The 21,896-nt window shown below is 32.9% G+C and carries 22 protein-coding genes; 11 read left to right on the top strand and 11 right to left on the bottom strand.

Annotated features, from left to right (window positions below; genetic code table 11):
- From AC2A1C_RS10895 to AC2A1C_RS10870, 6 genes are all read left to right on the top strand, one after another.
- The coding region (locus tag AC2A1C_RS10895; protein WP_484025740.1) for a T6SS effector amidase Tae4 family protein at positions 1-612 on the top strand (612 nt) is incomplete at its 5' end.
- An 11-nt stretch (positions 613-623) separates the two neighbouring features.
- Complete coding sequence (locus AC2A1C_RS10890) at positions 624-1,079, top strand: hypothetical protein (RefSeq protein ID WP_484025739.1); 456 nt, start codon at positions 624-626, stop codon at positions 1,077-1,079.
- A 222-nt stretch (positions 1,080-1,301) separates the two neighbouring features.
- Positions 1,302-1,649, top strand: a complete 348-nt coding sequence (locus tag AC2A1C_RS10885) for a hypothetical protein (protein ID WP_484025738.1) — start codon at positions 1,302-1,304, stop codon at positions 1,647-1,649.
- Positions 1,613-2,401 carry a hypothetical protein gene (locus AC2A1C_RS10880; RefSeq protein ID WP_484025737.1) on the top strand — a complete coding sequence of 263 codons (789 nt, stop codon included), beginning with the start codon at positions 1,613-1,615 and terminating at the stop codon, positions 2,399-2,401. Before AC2A1C_RS10885 ends, AC2A1C_RS10880 begins: the two co-directional genes overlap by 37 nt.
- A gap of 13 nt (positions 2,402-2,414) precedes the next feature.
- Positions 2,415-2,984: a DUF6705 family protein gene (locus AC2A1C_RS10875; protein ID WP_484025736.1), complete on the top strand. Its 570-nt coding sequence runs from the start codon at positions 2,415-2,417 to the stop codon at positions 2,982-2,984.
- Between the two features lie 2 nt (positions 2,985-2,986).
- Entirely contained in the window at positions 2,987-3,475 is a 489-nt protein-coding gene (locus tag AC2A1C_RS10870; protein WP_484025735.1) for a hypothetical protein, read from the top strand.
- Positions 3,476-3,662: 187 nt separating this feature from the next.
- Here the strand turns inward: AC2A1C_RS10870 and AC2A1C_RS10865 are convergent, their stop codons facing one another.
- Genes AC2A1C_RS10865 through AC2A1C_RS10850 form a run of 4 tightly spaced genes read right to left on the bottom strand, consistent with a single transcriptional unit; the run spans position 3,663 to position 7,349 of the window.
- Entirely contained in the window at positions 3,663-4,904 is a 1,242-nt protein-coding gene (locus AC2A1C_RS10865) for a DUF1015 domain-containing protein (RefSeq protein ID WP_484025734.1), read from the bottom strand.
- 3 nt (positions 4,905-4,907) lie between these two features.
- Positions 4,908-5,867 carry a D-2-hydroxyacid dehydrogenase gene (locus tag AC2A1C_RS10860; protein WP_484025733.1) on the bottom strand — a complete coding sequence of 320 codons (960 nt, stop codon included), beginning with the start codon at positions 5,865-5,867 and terminating at the stop codon, positions 4,908-4,910.
- 36 nt (positions 5,868-5,903) lie between these two features.
- Positions 5,904-6,962: a 3-phosphoserine/phosphohydroxythreonine transaminase gene (gene serC, locus AC2A1C_RS10855; RefSeq protein ID WP_484025732.1), complete on the bottom strand. Its 1,059-nt coding sequence runs from the start codon at positions 6,960-6,962 to the stop codon at positions 5,904-5,906.
- A 36-nt stretch (positions 6,963-6,998) separates the two neighbouring features.
- Positions 6,999-7,349 (bottom strand): 4Fe-4S binding protein, encoded by a 351-nt coding sequence (locus AC2A1C_RS10850; protein WP_484025731.1) that lies wholly within the window; start codon positions 7,347-7,349, stop codon positions 6,999-7,001.
- Between the two features lie 61 nt (positions 7,350-7,410).
- Between AC2A1C_RS10850 and AC2A1C_RS10845 the strand changes: the two genes are divergently transcribed.
- Together AC2A1C_RS10845 and AC2A1C_RS10840 are read left to right on the top strand one after the other, a co-directional pair.
- Positions 7,411-8,448 carry an acyl-CoA reductase gene (locus AC2A1C_RS10845; RefSeq protein ID WP_484025730.1) on the top strand — a complete coding sequence of 346 codons (1,038 nt, stop codon included), beginning with the start codon at positions 7,411-7,413 and terminating at the stop codon, positions 8,446-8,448.
- A gap of 84 nt (positions 8,449-8,532) precedes the next feature.
- The gene (locus AC2A1C_RS10840) at positions 8,533-9,381 is read left to right on the top strand and encodes an aldose 1-epimerase family protein (protein WP_484025729.1); all 849 of its coding nucleotides are present in this window, start codon (positions 8,533-8,535) and stop codon (positions 9,379-9,381) included.
- Between the two features lie 127 nt (positions 9,382-9,508).
- On the opposite strand, the gene AC2A1C_RS10835 is transcribed toward AC2A1C_RS10840, so the two are convergent.
- On the bottom strand, positions 9,509-9,823 hold the full coding sequence (locus AC2A1C_RS10835) for a DUF4286 family protein (RefSeq protein ID WP_484025728.1): 315 nt from the start codon (positions 9,821-9,823) through the stop codon (positions 9,509-9,511).
- A 149-nt stretch (positions 9,824-9,972) separates the two neighbouring features.
- Here AC2A1C_RS10835 and gyrA point away from each other — a divergent pair, with 149 nt between their 5' ends.
- On the top strand, positions 9,973-12,621 hold the full coding sequence (gene gyrA / locus AC2A1C_RS10830) for a DNA gyrase subunit A (RefSeq protein WP_484025727.1): 2,649 nt from the start codon (positions 9,973-9,975) through the stop codon (positions 12,619-12,621).
- A gap of 23 nt (positions 12,622-12,644) precedes the next feature.
- Positions 12,645-14,024, top strand: coding sequence for a tetratricopeptide repeat protein (locus AC2A1C_RS10825; RefSeq protein ID WP_484025726.1), 1,380 nt, complete (start codon positions 12,645-12,647; stop codon positions 14,022-14,024).
- 49 nt (positions 14,025-14,073) lie between these two features.
- Here the strand turns inward: AC2A1C_RS10825 and AC2A1C_RS10820 are convergent, their stop codons facing one another.
- The 5 genes from AC2A1C_RS10820 to AC2A1C_RS10800 all read right to left on the bottom strand — a co-directional run bounded on the left by AC2A1C_RS10820 (position 14,074) and on the right by AC2A1C_RS10800 (position 18,536).
- Positions 14,074-14,727, bottom strand: coding sequence for a metal-dependent transcriptional regulator (locus tag AC2A1C_RS10820; protein WP_484025725.1), 654 nt, complete (start codon positions 14,725-14,727; stop codon positions 14,074-14,076).
- Between the two features lie 164 nt (positions 14,728-14,891).
- Entirely contained in the window at positions 14,892-15,746 is an 855-nt protein-coding gene (locus AC2A1C_RS10815) for a nucleoside phosphorylase (RefSeq protein ID WP_484025724.1), read from the bottom strand.
- Positions 15,747-15,802: 56 nt separating this feature from the next.
- Positions 15,803-16,126, bottom strand: coding sequence for a translation initiation factor (locus tag AC2A1C_RS10810; protein ID WP_484025723.1), 324 nt, complete (start codon positions 16,124-16,126; stop codon positions 15,803-15,805).
- Positions 16,127-16,149: 23 nt separating this feature from the next.
- Entirely contained in the window at positions 16,150-17,805 is a 1,656-nt protein-coding gene (gene gldG / locus AC2A1C_RS10805; RefSeq protein ID WP_484025722.1) for a gliding motility-associated ABC transporter substrate-binding protein GldG, read from the bottom strand.
- Between the two features lie 2 nt (positions 17,806-17,807).
- Complete coding sequence (locus tag AC2A1C_RS10800) at positions 17,808-18,536, bottom strand: ABC transporter permease subunit (protein ID WP_484025721.1); 729 nt, start codon at positions 18,534-18,536, stop codon at positions 17,808-17,810.
- A 237-nt stretch (positions 18,537-18,773) separates the two neighbouring features.
- Between AC2A1C_RS10800 and AC2A1C_RS10795 the strand changes: the two genes are divergently transcribed.
- Positions 18,774-20,963, top strand: coding sequence for a T9SS type A sorting domain-containing protein (locus AC2A1C_RS10795; RefSeq protein ID WP_484025720.1), 2,190 nt, complete (start codon positions 18,774-18,776; stop codon positions 20,961-20,963).
- Positions 20,964-21,017: 54 nt separating this feature from the next.
- On the opposite strand, the gene AC2A1C_RS10790 is transcribed toward AC2A1C_RS10795, so the two are convergent.
- Positions 21,018-21,845 (bottom strand): SAM hydrolase/SAM-dependent halogenase family protein, encoded by an 828-nt coding sequence (locus AC2A1C_RS10790; RefSeq protein ID WP_484025719.1) that lies wholly within the window; start codon positions 21,843-21,845, stop codon positions 21,018-21,020.
- Between the last annotated feature and the right edge of the window lie 51 nt (positions 21,846-21,896).

Here is a 21,896-nt window from a genome sequence, read left to right as displayed (position 1 = left end):
GGAACACCTGAGGGAAAAGATGGGGAAGAATATGATGCGACTTATTGGAATAACCCTAATTTAACTTTTCCGCAACAAAATCTTCCAAGCTGGAATAATTATTATAATGCATTTCCTCATCATGCAAATGGTTCAGGAATGACAGCAACTGAAGTATATCAATTGGTCGGAGGAGAAATATATCAAAGACATATTTCCAGTAACCCAAATATTAGTAAGTTTTATCAAAACGCTTGTGCATTAAGAGTTTCAAGAGCTTTAAATTATTCAGGAATAACAATACCATCGGTAAAAGGAACAATGAAGGGAGCAGATGGTAAAAATTATTTTCTTGCTGCGAAAGCTTTAAATATATGGATGAGAAAAACATTTGGTGTGGCACCTGCAAATTCTAAGCATCATAATTTTACAAAAGCTCAAGGTGGAGTGAATGGACAGAATTTTCCACAATTGTTATCTGGTTTAAGGGGTATTTTTTCAATGGTCTCACCACAAGGAAGTTTATGGGCGACTGGACATGCTGATTGCTTACAACTAAATGGAACATGTGTAAATAATTGTCATTTTGCTGATGGTGATATAGAATATATAGATGTTTGGGAACTCCAATAAATAAAAATATTATGAAATTTTTTGTATCGTTAAGTATATTATTTGTAAATACATTTTTTTATTCTCAAAATGTAAAAATCGAAATAGCAGATTACGCAAAAAACATTGATAATATAGAATACTCTACCTATCAATATGCTAATGCGAGTTATAGTTATTCAAGACCATTGCTAGTATTCGTTACAGACAAGGAAATTTTTATGAAAATTCATTTGAAAATACCTTCATTATTTATAGTAAAACAAGAATATACAGATGTAAATCTATTGGGAATAAAAGACTTTAATAAAAATCAAATTTCTAATTCTGATAAAAAAATTATAGATGCTTTTATTAATAACATCATCAAGTATAGAAATTGTAATAATTTACCTGAATACAACGAACAACAAATTTACTCTCAAATAAACTACATAGAAAAAGAAGAAGATTTATGTAAGTTTTTGACTTGTAAAAAAAAATATTAACCGTAAATAACGGTATATTAAATTTAATAGCATAATTTTATAAAAATTCCGCAAAATTCTTCTTGTGTTTTTCTTTTTTTTTAAATAGAACAAAACAGCAAAAGAATTGTATCCGAGTGTTGGCACTTTAACAGAAAGTCAAAAAGAAGTGCAATTTCAAAACAATGGAAAAAATGGGTAGCCATATTATTACATGAATTTGCTAACGGACTTGGTAATGATGTGAGATACTTTCCACTCAATTATAATATTACACAACAATTTATCGCAGGAAATGTTCTTAATGATATTAAAACAGATTTTTTTAATAAACTTGCAGACAATGGGCTAACCTACAATCAATTTATATCAAATGGAAGCCGGGAAATTCAGGATCTTCCGGTGGAACAGGAAGCGGAGTATATGATCCGAGCCCGTATTATTATGACCCGAATGAGCAGTCTGATCTTGATCCTTACAAAATACGAGCACAGAGAGCAGGTGCATTCTGGAGCCAGCAGGGAGATTATCCTAAATATTGGATCACTCAGAATGTGGATATTTACCTTCCACTTCTGGAAAATTACCTGAATAATTATTCAACATCCAACAATATACCGAATCTGAATTTCCACAACTGGGCAATAGGATATCTGATACAGAATCCGGGATTGAGCTGGGAGGAAATGATGAATGATCCTTGCAATAAATTGAAGTATAAACGAAATGATACTAAATACACCGAAAAATTTAATGCTTTAAATCAAAGTAGTATTTTTTCCATGGATAGGGAAAGAGGTTTTTTTGAAAGGCAATCTCCCCCTTCAAATAATTTACCTTCCACTTTTATACAATTGGATGGGCAGGTCGAGACTAAGGGGCTGGATCTGCCGGATAATTTAAGTGGAATTTCCGGACTTTTGCATTCTCATAATAATGCTGATGGAAGTATAAAGATTTTTTCTCCAACAGGTGTAAGAACTTTTATCAATCATTTTATGCCACAAGCAAACAGCTATCTCGGAAGTTATAGTAATGCTTATTCTACAGTGGTGACTTCTGCCGGAAGCTATACCTTGCAATTTACCGGAACTACACATCCCGGTGGAATTAGTTACGCTACGTGGCAACAATGGAATGCTTGGTATGAAAAAGAATATCAAAAATTGATTGATGAAAATAACTTAACTCAAGCCAATGTTGAAAAAGTATTTACCCAATTTCTGAAAGAAAAAGTGAATATTGCAGGTTTGGAAATATATAGAGTAACCGGAACTTCTGCCACTAAACTGGAATATGATGGGGCTAATAATCCTGTAAAAACAATCAATTGTCCAAATTAAAAAACAAAAAATTATGAAACAAATACTTTTCCTTATCACTTTTGGCTTTCTATTTTCATGCAAAGCACAAACCTATCCATTAAGAACCTATGGAATTGAGTTTCCTAAAGATTCTTATGTGAAAGATACCAATAATGAATTGCCTTTTTATGAAGGAACCTGGAAAGGAACTTGGAATAATAAGACTATTTATATTACTTTCAAAAAAATTAAATTTTATTATTCTTTTTTAGATCATCGAGCATATTATGCAGATATTTTAATAGGGAAGTTTAAAGTATTAAATTCTACAGGACAGTTATTATTTGATAATACTACTATTTCTGACGAAAAAGCTAAAATAAAAGGCAGTAACTTTAGAAAAATTGATAATAAATATTCTCTTATCTATATTGACCCAGATTTGTGTATGAAAAGTGGAAACGCAATTATTCAATTTACCGATACTACTAAAACCAAATTGGAGTGGAAATTTATAGAAAGAGGAGGGAATCTTATAGAATCAGATTGTTTTTATTGGGGAAAACCAGCTTCTGAGAGGCCAGAACCATTACCAAAAGAAGTTGTATTAATAAAGCAGTAAAAATGTATAAAAAATTACTTTGCTTCATTTGCTTTACCTTGAATATTTATTGCTTTTCCCAAGATAAATTCGAAAAGATAGAACTTGAATATTCAAATTCTATTATTGTTGGTAGTAGTATTAATATTACTATTCAACCCATAAAAAATGATAAAAAAGAAAAAATGAGAATAGTAATAGAAAAGAAGGATGATCTTTTTACTAGAAAAATTTCTAAAGAAGAATATATTGCTATACACAATGCTATTGAAAAAATTAACCCCCAAATTTTATATGCTAAAGCTAACAATAACAAGGATACGTTAAGCACTAACTGTTTAGATGGTTATGATGCTTCAATAACCACTTTAAGAAATAATAAGAAAACAACTTATTTTATGGATTGCATGTCTAAAATGGATAAATACAAAGAGAGGAGGAAAGATTTTTGGTATGCTGCAAAATTAATTTTTAAAGCAGGGAGAATAAAAATAGAAGAATTGATAAATTAGAGATTACGGTAAATTTTATTATAATGTCTCACTTTTTCCAGATCTGTTACCAAGAGGAAAAATTGTATTAATAAAGCAATAATTAATAAAGCCTCTTTATTGAGGCTTTTCTATTTTTATAATCAATTTTTTAGTAAGACAACAATTAAAAGGCTTTCTAAAAAAACTCTTTGTTAAAATAATGACTCTATTTCATATCATACATTACCAAAGCCGTTATTAGTTTTGGCTCTATTAAAGTACATTTTGGAGGCATTTTGATGCTTTTATCTGAGATTCTTACAAGATCTGAAAAACTTACCGGATAGATTCCGAAACCGGCTTTATATTCACCAGAATCTACTTTTTCTTTCAGAGCGAGAATGCCTTCAATAGAAGAATTTCCTTTCAGATATTCAATTTTATCGCTTGTAGATTCAAGTTTTATTCCTAAAATTTCATCAAAGATATAGCGTTCCAAAAGGTTATGATCCAAATCGTGAGTATCATTTTTACTTGTTCTTAACTCATGCTTTACGTGGAGGCTGTAGAATTTTCCGTCAAGATAAAGACTGATATGGAATTTTTGCGAAGGATAATATGGCGTTTCTCCTTTTTCGTGAATGAGGAATGATTTTTCAAGCCTTTTAAGAAATTCTTCTGAAGAAAGTCCGTTAAGATCTTTTAAAAGCCTGTTATAGTCATGTATTTTGATAGAATCTTTAGAAACCAGATAACTGAAAACGAAATTGTACGGCTCATTTCCGTTTTGTTTTTTGCTTTTTTCTTTATGGTTTTTCGCATTCAATGCAGTAGAACCAATTCTGTGATGTCCATCAGCAATATAAAAAGAATCAATCTGATCTAAAACTTCTTTTAGCTGTTGCATTTTCAGACGGTTGTCTATCCTCCATATTTTGTGACGGGTGCCGTTATCTGCTTTGTAATTGATGATAGGGACGTTTTTTTCCTCATGATTCATCAATAATTCAATTTTTGAATTAGAATTGTAGGTTAGCAAAACAGGTTCTGCCTGAAGATTTACTTTGTCTAAATAATATGCCAGTTTTTCCTTTCTTTGAGGAATTGTAGCTTCATGTTTTTTAATTTTTCCTTCAAAAAAATCATCTACACTTACCAATCCAAGTAGTCCTCTGAAAATGGTTTTGTTGGGAAGTATCTGCTGATAGAGATAATAAGAAGAATTATCCTGAAGCAATTTTTTCTCATCCAAAAGTTCTTCCAGATTATGACGGATTTTTCTTAAATTTCTGTCAATATCTTTGGATTTGCTTACGAGATAAGGTTTCAGCATCTGAATATAAGAATCATTCACCTGCGCTTTTTTATTAATCTCTTCCTGAGTAAAATTATCCAAAGAGACTGTCGGAAAAACATCAATATAATTGTCATTCGGTCTTATCCCACGAAAAGGCTTAAATATTGGCATATATTAGAGTTTCTTTTTTATTTCAATAATTTGTTCTGCAAGTTCAATCCCTATTTTTTCCTGAGCATCCAATGTATTTCCTCCTAAATGTGGACTTAAGGAAAGTTGAGGATTCATCAGGATATTGAGACTTGGAGAAGGCTCGTTTTCAAAAACATCAAGAGCTGCTCCTGCTACTTTTCCGGATTCTATAAATTCCAGAAGAGCTTCTTCATTGATAACACCACCTCTTGCCGTATTGGCTATGAATACTCCATCTTTCATTTTTTCAAATTGTGGAGTATCAATAATATATTCATTGGTTTTTGGAGTATTGATGCTGATAAAGTCGGTATCATCTAAAAACTCGTCCCAACTATTGGTAGAAGTGATTTTGAATTCTACTTTCTGACCATCAAAAAATTCTAAAGGAATTTTTTCTGTTTTTGGTTTTCTTGTCAGGGCTTTCACCTTCATTCCAAGAGAAATTCCCATTTTTACAACTTCCTGACCAATTCCTCCAAAACCGATTACACCCAATGTTTTTCCTTCAAGTTCCACTGCATTTCCATAGGATTTTTTTAGCAAATTGAATTTGGATTCGCCTTCTAAAGGCATCATTCTGTTCGATTCATGGAGAAATCTTGCTAATGAAAAGAAATGGGCAAAAACCATTTCTGCAACAGAACGCGAAGAAGCAGATGGAGTATTGATTACATAAATTCCTTTATCGATAGCATATTCCACATCAATATTATCCATTCCAACACCGCCTCTTCCTACAATTTTGAGATTTGGACAGGCGTCAATCAGATTTTCACGGATTTGGGTTGCACTTCTTACAAGCAGAACATCTACATGATTTTCATTAATAAAATTGGCAAGATGTTCCGGAGCTACACGATGATTCAAAACATCAATACCTGCTTCTTTTAATTTGTTTTCTCCTGCTACAGAAATTCCATCATTTGCTAAAACTTTCATGCTTCAATTCAAAGTTTAAAGTTCAAAGTTTCATCATTATATTGATTTCATCACATCCACCAAAACTTGAACACTTTCTATTGGTAATGCATTGTAAAGGCTTGCTCTGTAACCACCCAAACTTCTGTGTCCGTTCAAGCCACTTATTCCTGCTGATTTCCATGCATTATCGAATTCTTCTTTTTTACTTTCATCGGTTAGCTTAAAAGAAACGTTCATTATTGAGCGGTCTTCTTTCTCACAAAAAGTTTCAAATAAAGGATTATGATCAATCTCATCGTACAAAAGTTTTGCTTTTGCATTATTTCTTTCTTCAGCAGCTGCAATTCCTCCATTTTTTTCTAACCATTGAAGTGTAAGAAGGGAAGTATACACCGCAAAAACAGGTGGAGTATTAAGCATTGATTCTTTATCAATATGCAGCTGATAATTGAGGTACGTCGGAATCTCTCTTCCCGTTTTTCCTAAAATATCTTTTTTTACTACAACAAGAGTAGCTCCTGCTGGTCCCATATTTTTCTGAGCACCGGCATAAATTAGATCAAATTTTGAAAAATCCAATACACGGCTGAAAATATCAGAACTCATATCACTTACCATAAGAGTATCCACATTAGGAAATTCCTTCATTTGAGTTCCGTAAATGGTATTATTGGAAGTACAATGGAAGTAGTCGTATTCAGAACCTACAGAATAATCTTTAGGAATGAAGGAATAATTTTGCTCTTTTGACGAGCCTACAATATCCACAGTTCCTAATTTTTTTGCTTCTTTTATAGCTCCGGCTGCCCAAGTTCCGGTATCAGTATAAGCTGCTTTTCCATTTTCCGCTTTCATAAGATTGAACGGAACCATCAGAAATTGCAAACTGGCACCACCTTGCAGATAAAGTACTTCATAATCATCACCAAGATTCATCAAACGTTTTACAATAGCTCTCGCTTCATCCATCACTGCCACAAATTCTTTACTTCTGTGAGAGATTTCGAGAAGTGACAGACCCATTCCATTGAAATCTAAAACTGCTTCTGCTGCTTTTTGGAAAACTTCCTGAGGCAAAATGCTTGGACCTGCACTAAAATTGTGTTTTTTCATTTGTTATTTTGAATTTTTTCTAAATTTTTTAAAGATTTATTCTCCGTGTAAAAAGGCTTTTTTGGAAAGTAAACTTTCTTCACTTTCTACATGATCTTCATCCGGAACACAGCAATCGACAGGACAAACAGCAGCACATTGCGGTTCTTCATGGAAACCTTTGCATTCTGTGCATTTGTCTGTAACAATAAAATAGATGTCATCACTTACAGGTTCTTGTGGTGCATCTGCATCTGTGGTCAATCCTGATGTCAAAGTTACCATTCCTTTTAGTGCAGTTCCTTCAGATGCTTTCCAGTCTACAGCTCCTTCATATATTGCATTATTGGGACATTCTGGTTCGCAAGCGCCACAATTAATGCATTCATCGGTTATTTTGATAGCCATTGCTAATTTTATTTTTTAAATTTGCACAAAATTACAAAATTTTAAACAAATTTTATTAAAGATGAATACAGAAAATCAAATTTCAGGACTTTGTAAATTAGCAGTTTACATTGGGAATTTTCTAAAAAAAAATCCTGAAAATTTTGATGATAATGATGTGGAATTCCAGAATATATTGAGAAAATCAGAAATTGAAAATCCTTGGTTTACTATTGAAAATCAAAAATTTTCACTACAACAATGGAGCAATTTATTAAATGAAGAAAATATAAAGAACTGGTTAAAAAATTATCAGATTTCTAAAATATCTAAAAGGGTAGGGCTTATACTTGCAGGAAATATTCCGATGGTTGGATTCCATGACGTAATTTCTACGATTGTAAGCGGGCATATTCCGGTTATCAAATTATCATCTAAAGACCGATTGGTTTTGCCTTATCTATTGAAAAAATGGAAAGAGTTTTCGGATGATAATGTGGAGTATGAATTGGTAGAAAAATTGGAAAATTTTGATGCCGTCATTGCGACCGGAAGTAATAATACAGCACGATATCTGGAATTTTATTTTAAAGATTCTCTAAGTATTATTCGAAAAAACCGAACTTCTGTTGCAGTCTTAAAAGGAGATGAAGCCGATGAAGAAATCCAAAAACTTGCGGAAGATATTTTCAGGTATTTTGGTTTAGGTTGTAGAAATGTGACGAGATTGTTTATTCCTCAAAATTTTACGCTTGATCGTTTATTTGAAAATTTTATGGATTTCAAGCAAGTCATTAATCATAATAAGTATGCGAATAATTATGATTATAATAGGGCAATTTATCTACTGAATCAGGAAAAATTTTGGGACAATAATTTTGTAATGTTGAAAGAAGATGAAAAACTCTTTTCACCTTTGTCTGTACTGAACTTCAGTCGTTATGAAAGTCTTGATAATGTGACGAAATTTTTAGAAGAAAATGAAGAAAATATCCAATGTGTAGTTGCAAAGCCGGAACTTGGAATTCAAAATTCTGTAAATTTTGGTGATGCCCAAAATCCGGGATTGGATACTTATGCAGACAATGTGGATACTTTGAAATTTTTAGAAGTTATTTAAAATTAATCAATAGGAACGGGCTTTAGCCCGTTAAAATAAATAAAATAATTTGGTAGGCTTTTAGCCAAAATTTAAAATATAACTATGCAAACTACCATTCAAAATCATTTTCTGAAAGCTGTTATTAATCACAAAGGAGCAGAACTTTCCTCTCTGGAAAAAAATGGAGAAAATTATATCTGGAATATAGATTCTAAATTTTGGGATAAAACTTCACCAGTATTGTTTCCGATCGTGGGTGGTTTGAAGAATAATGAATTTGAGTATGAAGGAAAAAAATATACACTTCCACGTCATGGTTTTGCGAGGGAAAAAGAATTTGAAGTAATTTCCAAAACTGAAGATTCTGTCGTTTTTTCTTTGAAGTATGATGATGAGAGCTTGGAAATATATCCTTTCAAATTTGAGCTTCGGATTTCTTATAAAATTCAGGATTCGGAATTGTTTGTAAAATATACGGTTATCAATCACGGAAGTGAAAAAATGTATTATTCCATCGGCGCACATCCTGCTTTTAAAATTAATGGAAATTTTACGGATTATTCATTAAAATTTGATTCTGATAAAACATTAGTTTCTCACAGATTGTATGATAATCTTTTCTCCGGAAAAACGACTGAAATTTCTCTTCAAAATTCTATCCTTCCATTGGATTATCAATTGTTTGAAAATGATGCTATTGTGTTGAAAAATTATACTACAACTTCATTAGAATTATTATGCTACAACCAGCCAAAATTAAAGGTGAATTTTTCCGAATTTCCCTACCTCGGAATATGGACGAAAAAAGAGGCTCCTTTTGTTTGTATAGAACCTTGGCTTGGAATTGCAGATAATGCAAATGCATCAGGAAAAATTGAAGAAAAAGAAGGAATTCTGGTTCTTGATTCAAAAGCTGACAATTCTTTTGAATGGAGTATTGAAGTTTTTTAAAATTTCTCAAACCACAAAAGGCACAAAAGAATTATTAAACTGGTTAAATCTGCTTATTGAAAGTTCAAAAAAGAGTTTTTAATTTTTATCGACCTAAATCTTTTGTGTCTTTTGTGGTTTGAGAAAATCAAAATCTTGATTTTCTTGGATTCAGGAAAGTTTGGAAAATCATTACATTTTCACCAAATTCTTTCTCCACTCTTTCTTGAATATTCACAAATTCATTTTCCAAAAATTGTTCTCTCAGTTCGTCGTCTGCAAATACTAACAGCAAATTGTAATTTTTCCCTTCATTAATCATGCGTGTTTGTACTTCGGAAAGAATATATTTATCAACCTCCATTAGATTTTCAGCTAAAAGAGTAAGAGTTTCTTCCACATATTTTTCCCATTTTTCAAGGTGGTTTTCAGGGCAGTGAAATGTCAGGCTTAGAACGCTCATATTTTGTATTTTTTTGTGATTAATTTTGATAAGTTTTCGGGCAAAATTCGGCAAAAATTTCATAAATTAGCCCGTTATTTAAAATTCAAATTAAATTTTTATCAGTATTCAACTTAATGTACTGGTTATCATTTACATAAAAATAAAATATGCATACAGAAGGAGAAAGGTTAATACCTATCAACATTGTTGATGAAATGAAATCCTCTTACATTGATTATTCCATGTCGGTAATTGTTTCCAGAGCGTTACCGGATGTAAGAGACGGACTAAAACCTGTTCATAGAAGGGTTCTTTATGGGATGTACGGACTGGGCGTTTTTTCAAACAGAAAATATTTAAAATCTGCAAGAATTGTAGGAGATGTGTTGGGTAAATATCATCCTCACGGAGATTCTTCTGTTTATGATGCAATGGTTCGTATGGCACAACCGTGGAGTTTGCGTTATCCTCAGGTTGACGGGCAAGGAAATTTTGGTTCAATGGATGGAGATCCGCCTGCTGCAATGCGTTATACTGAAGCCAGATTGAAAAAAATTTCAGACGAAGTTCTTTCTGATTTAGATAAGGAAACGGTAGATTTTCAAAACAACTTTGATGATAGCTTGCAAGAGCCAACCGTACTTCCAACAAAAATTCCAAATCTTTTGGTAAATGGAGCTTCCGGTATTGCGGTAGGAATGGCTACCAATATGGCTCCTCACAATTTATCGGAATCTGTAGATGCAATTTGTGCATATATTGATGATAAGGAAATCTCCATTGATGATCTGATGAAGCATATCATTGCTCCGGATTTTCCAACTGGTGGGATAATTTATGGATATGAAGGTGTTCGTGATGCATTTCACACAGGAAGAGGTAGAGTTGTTCTTCGTGCGAAAGTGAATTTTGAAGAAATCGGAAATAGAAATGCCATCATTGTTACCGAAGTTCCGTATCAGGTGAACAAAGCGGAGATGATTGCCCGAACAGCAGAGCTTGTTAAAGAAGAAAAAATTCCGGGAATTTATGAAATTCGTGATGAGTCTGACAGAAAAGGTCTTCGAGTTGTTTATGAATTAAAAAATGATGCAATTCCGAATGTAGTACTCAATCTGTTGTACAAATATACTGCATTGCAAACTTCATTTTCGGTGAATAATATCGCTCTTGTAAAAGGAAGACCACAACAGCTCAATCTGAAGGATATTATTAAACATTTTGTAGATCATCGCCATGAAGTGATTGTCCGCAGAACAGAATATGAACTGAAAAAAGCCAAAGAAAGAGCGCATATTTTAGAAGGATTTATGAAAGTAATTGCTACCCAAGATACTTTGGATAGAGCAATTGCTATTATCAGAAAAGCGGCAAATCCACAGGAAGCAAAAGAAGGCCTCATTGAAGAATTTGAACTTTCTGAAATTCAGGCTCAGGCAATTTTGGATTTAAGACTTGCACGTCTTACCGGAATGGAATTGGACAAAATCCGTGCTGAGTATGAAGAAATTATGGCATACATCAAAGATTTGGAAGATATTCTTTCCAACGAGCCAAGAAGATATCAAATCATTAAAGATGAATTAATTGAAGTAAAAGAAAAATACGGAGACGAAAGAAGAACCGAAATTGATTATTCCGGCGGAGAAATGTCTATTGAAGATTTTATTCCGAATGAAACAGTAGTTCTTACCATTTCTCATGCAGGTTATATCAAAAGAACTTCGCTTTCCGAATATAAGATCCAAAGTAGAGGTGGAGTAGGAAATAGAGCGGCAACAACAAGAGATGAAGATTTCCTTGAATATATTGTTTCTGCAACCAATCACCAATATATGTTGTTCTTTACAGAAAAAGGGAAATGTTATTGGCTAAGAGTTTTCGAAATTCCGGAAGGTTCCAAAACCGCAAAAGGAAGAGCAGTTCAGAATTTAATTAACATCGAACCTGATGATAAAATAAAAGCATATATCAGAACGAATGATCTTAAAGATTCCGAATATGTAAACCAAATGAGCGTTGTGATGATTACCAAAAACGGAACCATCAAGAAAACTTCTTTAGAAGCATATTCAAGACCGAGAACAAATGGTATCAACGCTATCGAAATTCGTGATAACGACCAGCTTTTAGGAGCATATCTTACTAATGGAAATTCTCAGATAATGATTGCTACTAAAAATGGAAAATGTATCCGTTTTCCTGAAGAGAAAGTAAGAGAAGTAGGAAGAGGATCTATCGGAGTTCGTGGTATTACTTTGGAAGATGGAGATGAAGTTATTGGTATGATTGTTGTGAACGATGTTCAGACAGAGACTGTTTTAGTAGTTTCTGAAAGAGGCTACGGAAAAAGAACAGCAGTAGAAGATTACCGAATTACCAATAGAGGTGGAAAAGGTGTAATTACGTTGAACATTACCGAAAAAACAGGAAATCTTATTGCTATTCAAACTGTAACGGATGAAGATGGTCTAATGATTATTAACAAATCCGGAGTTGCTATCAGAATGGGAATGGACGAAATGAGAGTAATGGGAAGAAATACGCAGGGAGTAAAAGTAATCAATCTTAAAAATAATGATGAAATTGCAGCTATTGCAAAAGTAGCAATGGATAAAGAAGTAGAAGAGGAAAATGAAAATTCTGAAAATTCTACTGAAAGCATTGATTCTTCTAATCCTGAATTCAAGAATACTCCACAAACCGGAGATAATTCTGTAAGCAATATGGGCGATGCAGAATATTTGAAAAAGATTGAGGAGGAAGAAGCTGATGAAAATAAAAAAGCGGAAGAAGATAACGAATCCGAAGAATAATTAATAAAAATAAAATAAATAGTATGAAAAGAATTTTTTTAACATTGGCTGTTGTAGCTACTACTTTTTCTTTTGCGCAGAAAAAAGAAATTTCCTCTGCATACAAAGCTGTTGAAGCAGGTGATGTTGCCACTGCAAATTCTCAGATATCAGCTGCTGAAGCTACAATGGGAGGAAAAACGTATCTTCTTGAACCCGAAGTTTTAGAGCAATATTACTATACAAAAGGTATGGCTCTTATCAAAGCCGGAAAAATTTCAGAAGGAGCTACTTACCTTGCTAAGATTTCTGACTTAGGAAAAAGCGATATTTATGTAGGTAAAGATTCTTCTAAAAATAAAGTCTATTATGTAGGAAAAGAAGCTGCTGATGCTTCCGGAATTCAAGGATTAAAAATGGAAAAGTATTCTCCTACAACTACGGCAAAATTGGGACAAGCTCTAAATCCTTCTATTGAAGCGGCGAGTAAAGCAGCTCTTGATGCCTACAATGCTAAAAATTATGCAGCTGCTGCTCCAAAATTTTTGGAAGTTTATAATTTGCTAAAAGCAGCTGGACAAGATAATAAACAATATTTGTACTATGCAGGTATTAACTATGCTCTTGCAGAGAAAAAAGAAGATGCTTTAAAAGTTTATACAGATCTTATCAATTCTGGATATACAGGTGTGGAAACTACTTATACTGCAAAAAATAAAGATGGTAAAGTTGAATCATTCGATAAAGGCAATTGGGAAAATTTCAAAAAATTGGGAGCAGCATCCGGATATACGGATTTTAAAACCGAGACCTCAAAAAGTGTTGAACAGGAGCTTTACGAAACAAATGCAGCATTATTGATCGAAACCGGAAAATATGATGCAGCTTTAGCTCTTATTGAGAAAGGAATTAAAAAATTCCCAAGCAATACAAAATTGGCTGAACTTCAAGGAAATGCATATCACAAGTCAGGGAAAACAGCTGAGTTTGTTGCGAGTTTGAAGGCACAATTAGCCAAAAATCCTAATGATAAAATCAATTGGTATAATCTTGGAGTTTTACTAAGCAGTGATCCTGCTACAAAAGATGAAGCAGTGGCTGCTTATGATAAAGTAATCCAATTGGATCCTGCTTATGTGAATGCATATAGTAATGCAACTTATCTTATAATGGGAGACGATTCCAAAGCGATCGACAGCTACAACAGCTTGAGAAAAGCAGGAAAAATGGATGAAGCCAACAAGGTAATGGAAGAAAGAAGAGGAAGATTTGCAAAAGCAATTCCTTATGCAGAAAAATGGTACAGCGTTGAGCCAAATAATATAGATGTTGTTTCTCTTTTGAAGGGACTTTATGTTTCTACAAAAAATGAAACAAAAGCAGCAGAATTCAAGGCGAAAGAAGAGGCTCTTAAAAAGAAGTAGAAATATTTTATTGTAAATACAAACCGGAATCAATCAGATTCCGGTTTTTTTATTTGGATACTAAAAGTTTTTCACAAACCATATTACTCAGAATCTCATTTTTTTTATTGATCTTGACTGTCATAGATTTATCAAATTTTTCAATTTTCTGAATAATGATCTGTGTTCCCAAAATCAATTTTTTTTCATTAAGATAACTTAAAAAATCATCATCTGAAGTAGTAACAGAACTGAAAATAACCTTTTCATTTTCTTTGCATTGGCTTAGTTTGCATAAATTTTGGGAAATGATATTTCCGTCCTTATCAGGAATAGGTTCACCATGAGGGTCAAATTTTGGATGATTCAGTAATTCATCCATTTTATCAAAAAAAACAGTGGAATGAATATGTTCCAGTTGTTCAGCAATTTCATGAACGTTTTCCCAGCCAAAATTCATTTTTTCTACCAAAAACATTTCTGTAAGGCGGTGTTTTCTTACTACTAAAGCCGCTTCTTTTTTTCCGCTTTCCGTAATTTTTAAAGGTTTGTAGCTTTCATATTTCACCCAGTTTTTTTCTGCGAATTTCTTCATCATATTGTTTACCGTAGGCATTTTTACTTTCAGAAATTTGCTGATTTCATTTACAGTTACAGTGTTTTCTTCATTGATGAGATGAAAAATTGCTTTTAGATAATTTTCTTCTGTAAGGGTCGTTTGCACGATTATGAGATTAAATACTCTGCAAATTTAAAATAAAAATCCCGAAGCGCCGAGCTTCGGGAATAATATGGTTATTAGTTTTTGCTATACCAAATTTACAATAATTTATTTTAAATAAAAAAGGGTGATTTCACCTAATTTTGATTGGGAGATATTTTATAAAATTATTGAATGATTCTTTCCAAAACCCATTCAATCATCATTTTTTCGGAAGAGTGATGGTCAGAAGCAAATTCTCCACGTCTTCTGTTGGCAATCACACAATTTACAGTTAGAGGTTTGTGTCCCAAAAGTTTGGAAAGTCCATAAATCGCTGAAGTTTCCATTTCAAAATTAGTCACTCCCAAATCATTCAGTGTTTCTAAAAATTGATCATCCAAAGCTTTCAGACGAAGCTGTCTTCCTTGCGGTGCATAAAATCCCGGAAATGTAGCAGTATTTCCATGATATTTGGCATCTTTATAATAATCGGAAATTTCTTCTGCCCAATCGGAAAAATAGAGCATTGGCTTTATGTTTTCGTAAGGAAATTTTTCAAGGAAGTTTTTAGAAAATTCGTTTTCAAAATGATAGTCCTGATAAAAATGCAGCAATCCGTCCAATCCCACAACATTTTGTGTTACCAACATATTATTGACTTCCACATCAGGATTCACGCTTCCACAAGTTCCCAATCTGAAAAGCTGAAGCGACTGTTTTTCATCTTTAAATTCTTTATTTTTTAGATCGATATTCACCAAAGCATCCAGCTCATTCATTACAATATCGATGTTTTCGGTTCCGATTCCGGTAGACATTACCGTGATTCTTTCACCACGCAAAGTTCCGGTGTGGGTGTAGAATTCTCTTTTATTTTTTTTGACCTCTACTTTATCAAAATATTTGGAAACTTTTGGAACACGATCCGGATCTCCTACCAAAATTATTTTTTCTGCAATATCTTCTGGTAAAAGATTTAAATGATATACACTTCCGTCTTCATTCAGTACAAGTTCGGAGGCTGCAAGTTTGTTCAGCATAATTTTTTAATTAAAAGGGAAGTTGGAAATTAAAGAGAATTTTTGAAATAAAAAAATTATCCACCAACTCTTTTCGTTTTATATCCCATTTCATGAAGGATTTTCATAATTTTATCACGATTATCTCCCTGAATAATAATAGTTCCATCTTTTTCTGAACCACCTATTCCAAGTGTAGTTTTTATTTTTTTTGAAATATTTTTCAGCTCTTCATCGCTGCCTTCAAAACCTTCGATCAGCGTAACAGGTTTCCCATTTCTGCCTTTTTTTTCGTACTTGCAGATCAGAGGCTCTTTTTGCTCGAATTTTTCTTCGGGCATTTCAAAATCCTGTTCTTCATGGTCAGGAAAAAGATTTTTCAATTGATCTCTTAAATCCATTTCAAATTTAATTTAGAATAAAATTAGCTAAATTTCTTTTTTCTCATCCAGAAAAATATTCCACCAATAATTCCGATAATTCCCATTGGAAGTAGTAGATTGAACCATTGCCAGTTTGTTTTTTCTTCTTCAATTCTTTGTCGGTCAAGCAATCTTGCTTCTATATTTCTGTTACGAAGCTGCATCAGATTGCTGTCATCCAAAAGAAAATCAAGTGCATTTTTCAAAAATTGTTCATTTCCGAATTGCTGATTGGTGAGCAAATCCGTGCCTAAAGGAAGCGGCTGTCCTTTGTGAATTCCGTTTCTTCCAACATCTCCGTCTGCAATTACGATCATTTTATTTTTATAACTTTCCGCCTTGAATCCTGGATAATTATTTCTTTCGCTTCGAGTAGCATAAGCGGATTTAAATTTTCCTTCCAATGCTACTGCAAATATCTTCGGAGTAGAAGGTTTTTCCATCATTCCGAGACTGTCTACACTTGCAATTTCTTTGAGTTCTACATAATTCGGAACCTGTTTTTGCAGCGTTTTTTCACTGGATTCATAGAGAACCTGAGTTTTAATTCCCGGTCTTGCCAAAGTATCAATAGAGGTTGGAAATTCAAATTTTACAGGATTTATATTTTTTGTGATAGGATTGTTGTTTTCCGAAATTCCCAATGGAAAGTACGGCCAAGGTAAACTCATATATTGCGGATTGCCACCTACTTCACCTGTTACCAAACGTAAAAGTGCAAATTTTTTCACATCTTTGGTAAGAGCCGGATTGATACGGATTCCGTAATTGAAAAAGAAATCCGTCATATTAATATCAACAGGATAAGCCATTATTTTTTTAGAACGGGTGAGTGTATCCATTTCGGCATTCACAGCATCAATCATCCAAAGTGTTTTTCCGCCATTCATAATGTATTGATCCAAAATCACTTTTTCACCATCAGTGAAAGCCTTTCTTGGTTTTGCAATAACTAATGCGTTTGTTCTTTTCAGATTCGGAACATCTTCCAGAGTGATTTCTTTTCCGTTCTTCGGAATAATAGGGAAGGCTTTATAATTTTCCAAAGCAAGATTCATAAATCTTTGAAATTCTTCCGGACGAAGCTCATCCTGATTGACAAGAACCCCAATGTTTTTGGTTTTATTTGTAATTATAGATTTGATGTTGGAAACAAGATTGTATTCCAGATTTTCTATTGATTTGCTGAGTTGATCGGTAGCAGAAACTCCTTGCTGATCGATAATCAAAGGTATGGATGTTCCCTGATTATCATATTTCAAAACTGCATAAGGAAACATGACAATCTCAGAAATTTTTCCATCTTTCATATCCGGAAGAACGGAAGGCTGCATTCCCATTGCCTGCAAAGTATCCTGAGACATTTTGGTTTTGATGGGATCTATAAATTTAAAATCAATTTTCGGATTTATTCTTCGGAATTCTTCCAGCATGAACTTGGTTTCGTTCTGCAATTGTTTAAAACTTGCCGGAAAATCCCCTTCCAGATAAACATCCACAGTTAAAGGTTTTCTTACAGATTCTAAAATTTTCACTGTGTTTTCAGAAAGTGTATATCTTTTTTCTTTGGTAAGATCAATCCGAAATTTGAAAATTCCGACAATTCCTAAAAAAAGAAGAAGCAAAAGAATAATTGCTATTATATTTTTTTTCATCATCATTATTTTTTCTTTTTCACAAAATAAATAGACAGATACAAACAAATCCCGATTACAAGCAGGAAATAAAAAACATCACGAGAATCAATCAAACCTCTTGTAAATCCAAGAAAATGCTGATAAAATCCAAAATTCTGAAGAATAAAATCTACACTTCCTAAAAGTTTATAGCTGGCCAATTGTTCAATTCCATAATATAAAATGAAGCATATAAAAACTCCTGAAAGATAAGCCATAATCTGATTGGATGAAATAGCCGAAGCAAGTATGCCAACTGCACCAAAAGAAGCAATAAGCAAAACCAAACCGAAATAACTTCCTAATGTAGCTCCAACATCAATGTTTCCTTCCGGAATTCCTAAAATATAAACCGTATAAAAATAAACCAATGAAGGAATCAAACATAAAATTCCAATCAGCCATACGGAAAAGAATTTTCCAAGCACAATTTCTGAAATTTTCAAAGGCTGGGAAAAAAGCCAGTTCAGTGTTCCGTTTTGTTGTTCTTCTGCCAATGTTTTCATGGAAAGGGCAGGAATGATGAACATCAAAATCCAAGGTACCAAAACGAAATAACTCTGAAGAGAAGCTGTTCCGATATCGAAAATATTAAAATTATTTTCAAAGAAAAACAGAAAAAGTGTTCCTACCAAACTAAAGGCGGCAATAATAATCCACGCGCTCCAGTTTCCAAAATAATTCCAAAGTTCTTTTTTTAGTATAGCTAACATAATTTTTTAAGAAAAAAATTTTTTAAGGTAATAAGTGTTTAAAAAACGAAAAAGTTTTGCATTCATTGTGAATAATCCTTAATTAAAAAGGCTATTTATGAATTTGAAAATTTCAGTGCAAATATAAAAGATATTCAACAAAAGTATTGATAAAAATTAGGTTTAAAATTAAATATACGATGGTTTTATGTTTTTTTAGTAAGTTTGTAATGTTTAACAAAAAAAGATTGAAAGCACATGAAAAAAATTCTATTGGTGTGTTTCAGCTTATTGTTGTTTTCGTTTTCTTCTGCACAACATTTGAAACCGATAGCACAGAAAGTTCAAAGCTACCAAAACGCAGGAAAAAATTTTGTAAAGTATAATCTCTTTACCGAAGATTTTTCAACACAGAAAAAAAGTTTGTACGAGAAAGCTGCAAGAGATATAAGCGTAATGCAGCTTAAAAAAGCTGAAATAGAAAAAGTCATTAGCGAAAGACCTGAAACCATGGAAATTACTTTTCCGTTTGAAGGAAAACAGATGACTGTAGAATTGGTAAAAAATAATATTTTCACAGATGATTTTGCTGTGAATACCGATAAAGGAAGAGTAAATTATACTCCGGGAGTTTATTATCAGGGAATCGTAAAAGGAGATGAAAAATCTGTAGTTGCTTTTAGCTTTTTCAATAATGATGTAGTTGGTATTACTTCCACTGATAACGGAAATATTGTATTAGGTAAAGTAAAAGATTCTGAAGATTTTGTTTCATATAATGATTTTAAATTGAATAGTTCAAATCCATTTTTATGTGGATTTGATGAAATTGAAGAAAATCAGAAGCAAAAAGTATCTTTTGATCCGGAAGCAAATAAAACAGATAACAAAACAAGCAATTGTGTAAGAATTTATTATGAGGTGGCATATAAACCTTATCAGCAAAACGGTTCTAATGTAACAACGACCGTAAACTGGATAACGGCCATTCACAATAATATTGCTACTTTATACAACAATGATAATGTTAAAACTGCACTTAGTGAGATATATGTTTGGACAACAGCAGATCCGTATACAGGAACTTACAGCCAGAATTTAGCATCTTTTCGTGTAAATAGACCTACTTTTAATGGAGATTTAGCTCATTTGGTAAATTATCCTTCCACAACTTCTGTTGCTTATTTGAATTCGCTTTGTGGCAGCTATAAATATGCATATTCCGGAATTAACATGACTTACGGTAATGTTCCTACCTATTCTTGGACTATTATGGCAATGACCCATGAAACAGGACATGGTTTAGGTTCTCCACATACTCATGCTTGTGCATGGAATGGAAATAGCACTCCTATTGATGGATGTGGTGCAGTTGCAGGTTATCCTGAAGATGGTTGTGATATTGTAGGGCCGATTCCATCAACTGGAGGTACTATTATGAGCTATTGCCATCTTACAAGTGCAGGAATCAATTTCAACAATGGTTTTGGACCACAACCTGCCGCATTAATCAGAAATACTGTTGATTCTAAAGGTTGTTTAGGTACCAATTGTACTACATCTTGTGCTACAACGGTAACCAATCTTGCATATTCTAACCTTACCAATAATTCTGTAACACTTACGATTACTGATGCTGTTTCCAGCAGCTGGAAATATAAAGTTATGACCTATGGCAGAACAGTTGTTGCAAGTGGAAATACAACTTCCACTACGTTTAATGTTACGGGTCTTTCAGAAGGAACTTATTACAGAGTTTTTGTAGGGACAAACTGTTCCGGACCAGATGCATTTCAAAAGGAAGTTCAAATTTTGACAAATGCTAACTGGTGTAGCGGTATTACATTTACAGATACAGGAGGAGCAAATGGTAATTATGAAAATAATCAAACAATTATAAAAACTTTTTATCCTAATTCTTCGGATCAAAAACTTAAAATGACATTTACGGAATTTGATTTAGAACCGAGAGATCCAAGTACGAATGAGCTATATGATTATATGATAGTATATAATGGGCCAAATATTGCGTCTCCAAGATTTCCAAACGGAGACCAGTTAAACGGAAACACCATTCCTGGACCTTTCCAATCTACTCATGCTACAGGTGCTATAACAGTGAGATTTGTTTCAGATGCTGGCTTGACATTATCAGGTTGGAAAGCAAATTTTGAATGTGTAAATGTTTTAGGAACGAAAGAAACGGATGCAAAAGATAGTGTAAAAATTACTCCGAATCCTACAAAAGGAATTATTACGATTACATCTTCGGATAAAATACTTTCTTACGAAATTCTTGATACTTCAGGAAGATTGGTTTCCCAATCAGCAAAAGAACTGAATACCAACAATCAGACTGTTGATTTGTCAAGAAACACTTCAGGAACTTATATTGTTACTGTAAAAACAGATAAAGAGACAGTATCTAAAAAAGTAATTAAACACTAAACAAAATAGTTAAAAATAAAAAAGCTGACTTTTTTTAAAGGTCAGCTTTTTTATTTATTGAAATTCAATATATATTTTCTCTCCCAGATTCATTCCATATAAAGTATGAGCTCCATTGGTTTTACTTCCTTTGTAGATGGCAAGTTCCATTAAATCTGCTTCATTAAAAATCACAACAGGTTTTCCATAAAATTCAGACTCATTTTCCCAATCTGTAACGATATCCGTATAAAATTTATATATTTTGTTGAACGAAATATTTCTGACACGGATTTTAAAATCATTGAAATTAGCCAGATTTTTTTCAAAAAAACTTTTCTTGATATTAGTAATAATGTTACCAAAATTATCTATATACATCACTTCGCCTACTATCATTTTTTCAGATTTGTTCATTGTAGGCTTCAAGAATTTTATTTGTTTCGGAGTCTTATATTTTCTTCCAATTACTTCAGGAAGTCCGCCATTCAGAAGATGTACTGCAGCCGGAACAAAAATATCAGTAGCAGGAAAATTTACAATATCATCAAACCGATTATTGAGAGTAATTTCGTAAACATCATCTGGCTTTTGATCAGAAAATATCAGACTAAGAACCCCATTATCTGCAGCTATAAAATATTGATCGTTTGCTTTATATAAAATGGCTTTTCTTTGTTTGGAGAAAAAACTGTCAATTGCAATAATGTGTACTGTTCCTTTTGGAAAATAAGGAAAAGCGTTTTTCACAATATAAGAAGTCTGGGAAAGATTGTATGCCTGAATTTCATGGGAAATATCAACAATGTTGATGTGCTCATTTAGACCAAGTATTTTACCTTTAATAGCGGCTATACGATAATCGGTAAGTCCATAATCAGAAGTAAGTGTAATAATTGGCATTTTTTTTCAGGATCTTGTCTCTCTGCAAAAATACTTTAAATATTACATTGT

Source organism: Chryseobacterium sp. HNCC26DJ241, from assembly GCF_057180505.1.
The sequence above is the reverse complement of the archived record's forward strand: the minus strand, read 5'-3'. Positions and strand labels throughout refer to the sequence as shown.